Source organism: Cyanobium sp. ATX 6E8 (assembly GCF_024346335.1).
In the GTDB taxonomy this organism is placed as follows: Bacteria; Cyanobacteriota; Cyanobacteriia; order PCC-6307; family Cyanobiaceae; genus Cyanobium_A.
On the sequence record NZ_JAGQCT010000004.1, the window covers coordinates 132,342 to 143,237 of the forward strand.

The 10,896-nt window shown below is 62.2% G+C and carries 9 protein-coding genes; 1 reads left to right on the forward strand and 8 read right to left on the reverse strand.

Going from position 1 to position 10,896, the window contains the following annotated elements:
• Positions 1 to 17: 17 nt before the first annotated feature.
• Positions 18 to 515, forward strand: a complete 498-nt coding sequence (locus tag KBY70_RS05595) for a DoxX family protein (protein WP_254987721.1) — start codon at positions 18 to 20, stop codon at positions 513 to 515.
• A 2-nt stretch (positions 516 to 517) separates the two neighbouring features.
• Here the strand turns inward: KBY70_RS05595 and KBY70_RS05600 are convergent, their stop codons facing one another.
• From KBY70_RS05600 to KBY70_RS05635, 8 genes are read right to left on the reverse strand one after another with little or no spacing between them, the layout of a single operon-like run.
• Positions 518 to 2,158, reverse strand: coding sequence for a GMC family oxidoreductase (locus KBY70_RS05600; protein ID WP_254987722.1), 1,641 nt, complete (start codon positions 2,156 to 2,158; stop codon positions 518 to 520).
• A gap of 60 nt (positions 2,159 to 2,218) precedes the next feature.
• Positions 2,219 to 4,909, reverse strand: a complete 2,691-nt coding sequence (locus KBY70_RS05605; protein WP_254987723.1) for an MGH1-like glycoside hydrolase domain-containing protein — start codon at positions 4,907 to 4,909, stop codon at positions 2,219 to 2,221.
• Positions 4,906 to 6,423 (reverse strand): GMC oxidoreductase, encoded by a 1,518-nt coding sequence (locus KBY70_RS05610; protein ID WP_254987725.1) that lies wholly within the window; start codon positions 6,421 to 6,423, stop codon positions 4,906 to 4,908. The genes KBY70_RS05605 and KBY70_RS05610 overlap by 4 nt, the downstream gene beginning before the upstream one ends.
• A gap of 27 nt (positions 6,424 to 6,450) precedes the next feature.
• On the reverse strand, positions 6,451 to 7,044 hold the full coding sequence (locus KBY70_RS05615; RefSeq protein WP_254987726.1) for a heme-copper oxidase subunit III: 594 nt from the start codon (positions 7,042 to 7,044) through the stop codon (positions 6,451 to 6,453).
• Positions 7,041 to 8,717 (reverse strand): cbb3-type cytochrome c oxidase subunit I, encoded by a 1,677-nt coding sequence (locus KBY70_RS05620; RefSeq protein WP_254987727.1) that lies wholly within the window; start codon positions 8,715 to 8,717, stop codon positions 7,041 to 7,043. Before KBY70_RS05620 ends, KBY70_RS05615 begins: the two co-directional genes overlap by 4 nt.
• Before the next feature lie 5 nt (positions 8,718 to 8,722).
• Entirely contained in the window at positions 8,723 to 9,688 is a 966-nt protein-coding gene (locus tag KBY70_RS05625) for a cytochrome c oxidase subunit II (RefSeq protein WP_254987728.1), read from the reverse strand.
• Positions 9,685 to 10,314 carry a DUF2231 domain-containing protein gene (locus KBY70_RS05630; RefSeq protein ID WP_254987729.1) on the reverse strand — a complete coding sequence of 210 codons (630 nt, stop codon included), beginning with the start codon at positions 10,312 to 10,314 and terminating at the stop codon, positions 9,685 to 9,687. Before KBY70_RS05630 ends, KBY70_RS05625 begins: the two co-directional genes overlap by 4 nt.
• A complete protein-coding gene (locus KBY70_RS05635) occupies positions 10,314 to 10,811 on the reverse strand; it encodes a DUF2231 domain-containing protein (RefSeq protein WP_254987730.1) in 498 nt (165 codons plus the stop codon). Before KBY70_RS05635 ends, KBY70_RS05630 begins: the two co-directional genes overlap by 1 nt.
• Positions 10,812 to 10,896 lie beyond the last annotated feature (85 nt).

The following is a 10,896-nucleotide window of genomic DNA, read 5'->3' on the forward strand; positions in this document are numbered from 1 at the left end:
CTTGCAGCCCAGAATCAATGGAGATCACCGTGGTGGAGCTGTTGGTGCCGGCGGCACCATCCACCCTGGCCCAGGCATCTCTGCTGATCCTGCGGCTGTTCCTGGGGATCTGCTTCATTCGCCACGGTTGGCCCAAACTGCGCAACCTCAAAACCTGGGCCACGGCGATGCAGACCCCCGAGTGGCTGTGCTTTCTCTCCGCTGCTTCGATGTGGGGCGCGGGCATCGCCCTGATTCCGGGCTTGCTCACCCCCCTGGCGGCCCTGGCCATCCTGGTGTCGATGGCCTATGCGGTGGTTGTGGAGCTCAAGGCGGGCTTTCCATTCATCGGCCCCGACCCTTACCAGATCCCCCCAGGCGATTACGCCGGCCCGATGGGGGTGGGTGACCCCCCCAGCTGGGAGAAGGCCGCCATGTATGTGGTGATGTCTGCGGTGCTGGCCAGCTGCGGTGGCGGCCTGTTCTCCCTCGACAACCTGCTGATCGCTGATCTGCTCAAAACGATGCTGGCCTGATCTCAGCGGCTGAGCCGCTCGCGCAGATGATCGCCCACCCGCAGGGCATTGGCGATGGCAGTGAGCGAAGGGTTCACCGCGCCGATGGTCGGCATGAAGCTGGTATCAACCACGTAGAGGTTGTCGAGGTCGTGGGCCTTGCAGTTGAGATCGAGCACTGAGGTGGCCGGATCACTGCCGAAGCGGCAGGTGCCAGCCTGATGGCCCACCGCCGCGATCGACATGTCGTTCTTGATATAAAACTGCCGCTCCACCAGGTGATTTTTGAGATAGAGCCGGTCGAGCATCCCCGTAAGCCGGCCGTAGAGTCGCTGGGCCGCCGTCTGGTTGTTGGGCGTGTAGGCCAGATGAATCTGACCCTCGCCATCCACGGTCACGCGGTTGTTGGGATCGGGGAGGTCTTCGGAGGAGATCCAGAAATCGAGAGCATGTTCGGCGATTTTGTCCATCGACCAACCCGGCATCAGGAAGGTTTCCAGCGGCGCATAGCCCTTCATGATCGTGCCGTTGGTCTTCCCCGTCATCTGGATGTTGCCCATCGGGTAGTCAAAGTCGGCATCACCGAGATACCAATCATTGATCGAGATGGTTTTCTGAAACACGGTGGTGTTCGGCTCATGGGCCAGGGCCACCATGGCCTTGCTGTTGTGGAACATGTAATGGCGCCCCACCTGGTCGGAGCTGTTGGCCAGCCCGCGGGGATGCTTGTCGTTGGCTGACATCAACAGCAGCCGGGCGCTGTTGGCAGCCCCACAGCTCACCACCACCACATCCCCACGCACGGTCATCGGTTGGCCATCGCGCTCCAGCTCGACCGCCTGCACGCTGCGGCCGGAGGGGTCGGTCTGCAGACGGCGCACATGGGCCCGGGTCAGCAGCGACACATTCGGCGCTGCCAGGGCCGGCCGCATCCCCAGCACCTCCGCATCGGATTTGGCGTGCACCAAACAGGGGAAGCCATCGCAGCAATTGCACTTGCGGCAGCGGCTGAAGGGCATGTTGGCCTCATCCAGCATCACCCCACTGGGGGCATGGAACGGATGCAATCCGGCCAATCGCAGATCATCCACCAACTGCTGGATGCGGGGCTCATGGGCCACCGGCGGATGGGGGTAGGGACCACTGCAGGGGGGCTCGGTGGGATCTTCTCCCCGCTGGCCATGCACGTGGTACATCTCCTCGGCCCGCTGGTAATAGGGCTCGAAGTCGCTGTAACGCAGGGGCCAGGCTGGCGAAATGCCATCGAAATGATTGAGCTGCTCAAAATCCTGCTGCCGCAGCCGAAAGTGGGCCGCGCCGTACATCTTCGTGGCTCCACCCACGAAGTAATGGCTGCCGGGCTGAAACGGCTTGCCGTGCTTGTCGTGCCACACATCCTTGGAGACGTAGCGCCCCTTCTGGAACACCTCATCAGCATCCCAGTTCTGGGGCTCCTGGGGCAGCCAATCGCCCCTCTCCAGCACGAGGATCTTCAGCCCGCTGGGAGCCAGATGGCGCGCCAGGGTGCCACCACCGGCGCCACTGCCAATGATCACCACATCGAAGTGGGCCCCATCAGCCACCTCCAACTGGCCGGCATTCGGCAAGGGCGAAACAGACAGGGAAGGACCGGGAAGCTCGCTGTGATGGGAGGCGTGGGTCATGGCTGAGCTGGAAGAATCGGAGAAGAATCAGGAGGCTTTGAAGGCTGAACAGATCAAGCGTTAACCAGATGAATAACGACTCAACTGGTTAACCATCTTGGCGACGGTGGCGCTCCATCCGGTCTGGTGGGAAGCACCCACACCACGGCCATTGTCTCCGTGAAAGTATTCGTTGAACTGGATCAGATCCATCCAGTGGGGATCCGTCTGGAACAACTCCACATCACCATTGAAGGCCCGCCGCCCGGATCCATCCCGCCTGAAGAGTCCCACCAAGCGCTTCTCGAGCTCAAGCGACACCTCCCAAAGATTGAGCCAGTTGCCGGAGCGCGTAGGGAACTCCACCTTGAAGTTGTCCCCGTAGTAATGGGCGTATTTCTGCAACGACTCAATCAGCAGGAAGTTGATCGGCATCCACACCGGCCCACGCCAATTGGAATTGCCCCCAAACATCGCCACAGGACTGTCCCCCGGGCTGTAGGCCAGGATCTGGCTATCGGAGCCCTCCGTGAACGAATAGGGATGGTCGCCGTACACCTTGGACAGGGAGCGGATCCCGTAGGGGGAGAGGAACTCCTCTTCGTCAAACAGACGCTCACAGATGCGTCGCAGGCGATCCTCCGGCACCAGGGTGTAGAGGATGCGGTCGTTATGCCACTGGCCGAGGTTGTGTTCCAACCAGGTGGGCGTGGTGTGCTCATGCACAAACCAGGCCATGCTTTTGAGCACATCGAGCACCGGTAGGCGACCGACGGTTTCACGGTCGAAACTCGCCACCGCCAGCAGGGGAACCAGACCCGAAAGGGAACGGGTCCGCAGGTAGTCGGTGCTGCCGTCCGGCCTCTTGATCACGTCGTAGTAGAAGCCATCGTCCTCATCCCAGTTCAGGAAGCCTCTTTCTGAACGCGCGTTGAGGGTGATGGCCAGTTGCGTGAAGTCGTAAACGAAGCGCTCGCAGGTGTCGGCATACTCAGGCTCCTCACGGCTCAGCTCCACCGAGATGTTGAGCAAATTGAGACTGAGGGACGCCATCCAGGCCGTGCCATCACACTGCTCAATGCGGCTGCCATCGGCCAGGGGAAAACGCCGATCAAACACGGCGATGTTGTCGAGACCCAGAAAGCCCCCCTCAAACACGTTGTCGCCGGAGCGATCGTTGCGGTTGGCCCACCAGCCGTATTCGAGCAACAGCTTGCGCAGGGCGGCCCGCAGGAAGGGCTGATCGGCCTGGCCGCTCTGCTTGCGATCGATCTGGTAGATCCGCATCGCCGCCCAGGCGCCGATCGGCGGATTGGGATCGGAGAGAGCCCACTCATAGGCGGGGGTTTGGGCGCTGGGGGCTGTGTAGTGGGGGCTGCGCAGCAACATCGCCTGCTGCTTCGCCATCTCTGGATCGAAGATGGCGAAGGCGACGGCGTGGAACATCAGATCCCACTGGCAGAAGTAGGGGTACTCCCAGGCATCCGGCATCGAGATCACATGGTGGGCGTGAAGTCGACTCCACAGAGCCGTATCGGTGTGCCAGCGGTTGGCCGGTGGCGTGGGCTGGGTGGGATCCCCCTCGAGCCAGCGCAGCACGCTCCAGCCGTAGTACTTCTTGCACCACAGCAACCCCGCCAGGGCGGAGCTGTGAATCAAGCGATCCTCGGGGTCTAGCCCCGGCAAGGTGTGCTCAAAGAACTGCACACACTCCGCCTCCCGCACCTGGAACAGCGCATCAAAAGCGGGCCCGAAAGGTGGTTCAGCATCGGCATTGGGCACGCGCCCATCCAACCGTTTCCGCAGGCGCAGTTCGACAACCCACTCCTCTGCCGGAGCGAGGGTGCGCTGCAACAAGCGGGCCGCCTTGGTGCCGCACTGGACTGGATTGATCGCCTCTACCTCACCGCCGATCACATAACGGTGAAACCCATCCTTTTGAAAAGGGGTGGTATTGGGCTGGCCGTAGAGGCGCTGGTGGTTGGTCTCGTTGTCGGTGAACAACCAGGTGCCCCCATCCCGGCAGAGCAGCTCGTAGGCCCCCAAATTTGGAACGTCACCGGTAACCAGTGCGTCACCGTCCAGGCCCATCGGCTGGCGCTGCTCGTCGGGGTAGCCCCAGCCCCAGGTGTTGCGCAACCACAGGGTGGGCAACAGGGTGAGGGGGGCAGGATCAGGCCCGCGGTTGGTGACGCGAATGCGGATCAGCAGGTCGGTGGCTGAGGCCTTGGCGTATTCAATGACGACGTCGAAGTAGCGGCTGGCATCAAAGATGCCCGTATCCACCAGCTCGTATTCCGGCTCGCTGCGGCTGCGGCGGCCGTTTTCATCCACCAGCTGCTGGTAAGGGAATTCAGCCTGGGGATACTTGTACAGCCCCCGCATGAAGCTATGGGTGGGAGTGTTGGCGAGGTGGTAGTAGTAATCCTTGATATCTTCGCCATGGTTGCCCTCGGGGTTGCTCAGGCCAAAGGGTCGCTCCTTGAGGATCGGATCGACCCCATTCCAGAGGGCCAGGGAGAAACACAGCCGACACTGCTCATCGCAGATGCCCAGCAGTCCGTCTTCTCCCCAGCGATAGACCCGCGAGCGGGCCTGATCGTGGGGGAAGGAGCGCCAGGCATCGCCATCGGCGGAGTAGTCCTCCCGCACGGTGCCCCACTGGCGATCGGGCAGGTAACTGCCCCAAAGGGTCCAGGGCTGGAGGCCCTGGTCGCGCTCCAGGATGCGGGCGGCCTCGGGAATGGTGGTCACCGGGGGGGTTGACGTCATCGCAGGGATGCCTTGAGGCCATCGGCGATGCGCAGGGCATTGGCGATCACGGTGAGACCGAAGCCCATGGCCGGACAGGCCGGGAAGACACTGGCATCGGCGATGGTGAGGTTGGACACCTCGTGGCTGCGGCCCTGCAGATCCACCACCGAGGTGGCCGGGTTGTCGCCCATGCGGCAGCTGCCGCAGCTGTAGCCCATGGCCGATAGGGGCGCCTCGCCGCGGGGATGGGTGGGGGCTTCTTTCACCACATGGCAATCAGGATCGGCCTCCACCGCCTTGAGGGTGTCGATCCAGCGGTAGACGAGGCGGTCATGGGCCTCGCGGTTGTTGGCCTGATAGGTGATCTGAATGCGATCCCCACGCAGGCTGACGCGGTTGTGGGGATCGGGCAGCACCGGGCTCATCGCCCACCAGCTGATCGAGCGGGAAGCGAGCTGCTCGAGGCCGAAGTTGGGCAGCAGCTTGGTCACCAGCGAGAGCACGGGCGGCGACTCAGCAAACAGGGCATCCTGCAGAACGCCGCCGCCGTTCTGAATCGAACCCAGCGGGAAGGAAACGTTCTTGTCGCCCCAGAGATAGTCGTTGATGCCGTAACTGCGCCCATAGCGACCGCTATTGGGCTCGGTGGCGAGCTGCAGGATGGAGGTGAGCTGCAGCTTCATCAAGTTGCGGCCCACCTGGTCGGAGCCGTTGGCCAGGCCCCGGGGATGGCGATCGGTGGCCGAGCGCAACAGGATCGCGGCGCTGTTGATGGCCCCGGCCGCCAGAACCACCTGATGGCCCATGAACAACCAGCTCTGGCCATTCACCAGGGCCTCCACACCCCGCACCTCCGTGCCGGTGGGATTGACATGCAACCGCTGCACCTGGGCGCCGGTTCGTACCACCACCGCGGCAGAAGCGCGGGCGGGATCCACCCCGAACAGCTCCGCATCACCGGAGGGATCAGCCAGCGATTCCGACCAGCTCTGAGGCAGGGGATAGGGATTCACGCCCTGGCGGTCAAACGCCAAACGCAGCTCTTCGAAGAAGGGCTCAACGGGTTTGGGGGCGAGGGCGTAATTGCCGCTGGAGCGGGGCTCTGTGGGATCAACACCCCGCTGTCCATGCACGCGATACAGGCTTTCCGCCTGGTCGTACCAGGGCTCGAGGTCGCTATAGCTGAGCCCCCAGGCTGGCGCCTGGCCCTCCTGCAGCGCGAGGCCGGCCAATTCCTGCTCACGCAACCGCTCCAGCACGCCCCCCCAGATCTTGGTGTTGCCACCGAGCGCGTAGATGGTCTGGGGAGAGAACGGGTCCCCGTCGGTACCAAACCACTGCTCCTTGGGGTGATAGCGGTCCTTGCGGAAGAGGTCGACATCGGCCACGTTTTGGTCGGCCAAGGACATCTGCTGGCCACGCTCCAGCAACAGCACCGCGTGACCAGCATTGGCCAAGGACCTCGCCATGGTGGCGCCGGCTGCACCGCTGCCGATGATGATGACGTCGTAATGGCGGTCGTCGATGATCATGCGTAGGTGTTCAACAGGACGTGCAGCTCAAGTGCGCTGCCAGACGTAAATCAACACGAAGAGGATGATCCAGATCACATCCACGAAGTGCCAAAACAGGGATGTGGCCTGCACCCCTTGCTCTCCCCCCGCATAATTCCGGGGAATGAACGACTTCACCAGCATCAGGCCCATCAGGAACACGCCAGTGGCCACATGCAGGCCGTGAAAGCCTGTGAGCAAATAGAAGGTGCCCCCGAACGTGCCTGAAGTAAAGCCAAACTGCAGACCACTCCACTCAACGGCTTGGCCGTAAAGGAAATAGGCCCCCAGGGCCATGGTGACCAGCCAGAACGCCCGGAACCCCAGCAGGTTGCCCTTGGCCATGCAGCGCTCTGCCAGCCAGATGGTGCCGGAACTGGACACCAGCACCACGGTGTTGATCAGCGGCATACGCCACTCCAGACCCGCCACGCCCGCAGGCAACCAATTGAGAGCACTGGTTTTCAGAATGGCGAACCCACTGAAGAACGTCAGAAAAACGACGCTTTCAGAGCACAGAAAGATGATGAAGCCCGTGAGGTTGTGCTTGGGATGGGCGGTGTTGGAATCGGGTCTATTTGAATCAACGGTGGCGGTCATGTGCTGGCCTCCTGAAGGGTGAGCTCCCGTTCGATTTCGGCCTGATGGTCAACCAGGGGCTCACCAGTGCCATAGCCATAGGGACGACTAATCACGGTGGGCACGTGCTCACCAAAGTTGTCCTCCGGCGGAGGAGAGGGCAGCAACCACTCCAGGCCAATGGCATTCCAGGGGTTGTGGGTGGCCTTCGGTCCCCGCACCCAGGCGCTCACCATGTTGAGTAGGAAGGGAATGATCGACACCCCCAGCAGGAAAGCCCCCAGGCTGGCCAGCACATTCCAGAAGGCAAATTCCGGGTCGTAACTCGACACCCGACGGGGCATGCCCATTAGCCCCAGGGGATGCATCGGCAGGAAGTTGAGGTTGGCCCCAACAAAGGTGAGCAAAAAATGAAGTTTGCCGAGGCCCTCATAGGGCATACGGCCAATGAACTTGGGAAACCAGTGATAGATGGCGGCAAAGATGCCCATCACCGCAGCCCCGTAGATCACGTAGTGGAAGTGGCCCACGACGAAATAGGTGTTCGACACGTGAATGTCGATGGGCACGGTGGCCAGCATGATGCCCGTGATGCCCGCAAACACAAAGTTGAACAGGCCGCCGAGGCAGAACAGCATCGGCGTCGTGAGCCGCAATTTACCGCGCCAGATGGTGCCCAGCCAGGCGAACACCTTCACGCCAGTAGGCACCGCAATCAACATGGTGGTGAACATGAACAGATTGCGCATCCACTGGGCAACGCCGCTGGGGAACATGTGGTGCACCCACACGATCAGCCCCAGGCCGACGATGATGAACGAGGCCAGGCAGACGTAGACGTAGCCGAAGAGGGGTTTGCGGGAATAGACGGGGAACAGCTCGGAGAAGATGCCGAACACCGGCAGGATGATCACGTAGACGGCCGGGTGGGAATAGAACCAGAAGAAGTGCTGATAGAGCACGGGATCGCCGCCCCCCTCCGGCTGATAGAAACTGGTGCCAAAGTTGAGGTCCATCAAGAGCATGATCGCCCCACCGGTGAGCGCCGGCAGACCGATCAACTGCAAACTTTGGGCTGCCAGGGCTGTCCAGCAAAACACCGGCATGCGAAAGAAGCCCATACCAGGGGCCCGCATCCGCAGAATCGTGGTGACGAAGTTCACCGCACCCATGATCGACGACACCCCCGAAAGCGCCACGGCAGTGAGCCAGAGCCCCTGGCCATTGACGAAATGCCCCAGAGGGTTCTGGGTGCTCACCGGTGGGTAGGACCACCAACCGGAATAGGCAGGCCCCCCCGGCACGAAAAAGCTGGCGATCAACAGAGTTCCGAAGACGGGAACCAGCCAGAACGCCACCGCATTGAGGCGAGGGAAGGCCATATCGGGGGCACCGATCATGGTGGGGATCAACAGATTGTTGAGCCCATTCAGCACCGGAAAGATGAACAGGAACAACATGATCGTTCCGTGCATCGTGTAGATGCCGTTGTATACGGTGCGATCAACCAGATCGGCGGCAGGCGTGATCAACTCACCGCGGATGATCATGGCCAGCAGGCCACCGATCAAGAAGAAGAAAAAGGCAACAACAATGTATTGGATGCCAATCACCTTGGCATCGGTGTTGAAGCCGAAATAACGGCTCCAAGAGGCCTCTTCAGGGGGACTGGGCGGGAAGGTGGCGGAGGTCATCGGGCTCAGGCGTCGTGCGGCAAGGTGTTGGATCCGGGAACGTTCACCTGGGGCGGTGGAGCCGGCTTCACCGTGGCCCAGCCGGTTTTTTTGAGCTGCTGCCGGGCTACGAATTCCGTCGTGGCATCGCTGAGGCCGGACTGCAGGGGCTGGCCTGCTGCGTTCTGGAGCCAGGCCTGATAGGCCTCCGGGCTTTCCACCACCACATCGGCCTGGTTGGCCGCAAACCAGGTGCCGCTGAACTGGGAATCCCGCAGGCGATAACGACCTTCCCGGCTGGGGGTGAGATTGAAATCAATGGCCCGGCCGGGGATCACATCCTGCTTGAGGCGGAAAGCCGGGATGTAGAAGCCATGAAGCACATCGTCGGACACCAGTCGGAACGTGACGGGCTGATCCACCGGTAGGTGGAGCTCGGTGGAGGAGACGTTGGCCTCGGGATAGCGAAACTCCCACGACCACTGCCGGGCAATCACCTCAACCTGCTCAGCCGGCAGCCGATCCCCCGGGTAGCCGCCCTGGTCTTCGATCGGATTGGCCAGATGGATGTGTTCCATCGGGCCCAGCACCCCCAGGCTGGTGTTCACGCGCATCGTGTAGACGGCAATGGCCATCACCAACACGAAAGGGATGGCCGTCCAGATCACTTCGAGGCGGGTGTTGCCCTCGATGGGCTCGGCATCGCTCTCGTCGTACTTCTCAGCGCGGTGCATCACGATCACCCACACCATCACGGACACCACCGCTCCGAAGACGAAGGTGCCAATCCCGGTTTCAAAGCTGAACAGCCCATCCACGAGCGGGGCTGCGGTGGATGCCTGCACCGGCAGCCAGCGGTAGGCCTGCTGCGCCATCCACCAACTCAAGGCCACCAGTAGGGCGATCCAGCCGATCAAGGCCACCAGGCCCAGGCGGCTGATGGCCGGCCGGGAGCCCACGGGAGGCTGGGGGCGCCCGGGAGCGTTGCTCATGGCAGGGCCTCCTTGAGATCGGCACCGGCAGCGAGTAGCTGGTCGGCGGTGACATGCACACCAAACTCACCCGCCAACTCCGCCCCGAGGGTGCCGTGCAGCCCGATCACCAGAAACAGTCCGAGGCCAACCAGCAGGTAGAGCCACTGCACCTGGCGTCCCATGTCGCGGCGCCAGACGAAGCGCTGGTAGCCGCGCCACACCGTCATCGCGACGATCACCAGCAGGATCACCACACCGCCCACGCCATGCCACAGCATCGTCTCCATGCTCTGCAGCCCGATGGTGCTGGTGACACCGGGCAGCGGCACCGCCAGCAGCATTTCGAAGAAGCCGGCCGCCACGGTGAAAAAAGTGGCGATGGCGCAGGCCAGCAGGTTGTACCAACCCACATCGTGGAAGCCGCCGCGGGTCACCGGCAGGGCCAGAAAGCGGAACACCCGCTTCTCCACTGGATAGAGAGCGCCAGCGATATCAAAGGCAATGGCGATCACGAACAAGCCGATCGTGAGATGCACCAGGTTGGGGTGAATCGGCAGGGCATAGGGCAAGCCATTGGAGCCGAGGTCAGCGGCCAACTGCTCAATGGGTGAGCCGGCCGGAATGAATTCCAGTGCGCTTTCCATCACACCAACCCCGCCCGCGTCGCCTGCACCACCGGCACAGTGTGAAGCCCATACACCCAGATCAGCTGATTGCCGAGGGTGACCTGCACCACGATCAGGGCCGTCAGCAGGCCTCCAGCACCGAGGAAGGCCAGCGGCAGCTGCTGGGGGTCCTTGTTGCGGATCACGTAGCGCCACCCCGACATCAGCGACAACACCCCCGCCAGCGACCAGCCGATGGTGCTGTGCAGGTTGAGCAGGTCGCGCGAGGCTCCGTAGGGATTGGCCAGCCCCGCCTCCACCTGACCAAAGATGATCGCCACAAAGATCGCTGCGGTGGCGAACAACAGGTTCCAGAAGCTGACCTCAAACAGCGCTGGCCGGCGGGTCAAGACACCGATCAGATCAAACACAAATGTGATCAGCCCCATGGCGATCACGAAGTGCACCACGATCGGATGGATGGTGTCCATCCAGGGGAGGTTGTGATCGTTGAGCGGCGGCAGCAGCTCAAGCATGGGCCCTGACCAAACACGATCGATCTCCACACTGGAGAGCCCTCGCGGAGGGGCCAGCAAGCTGTGATGGTTTGCTACACGGCCG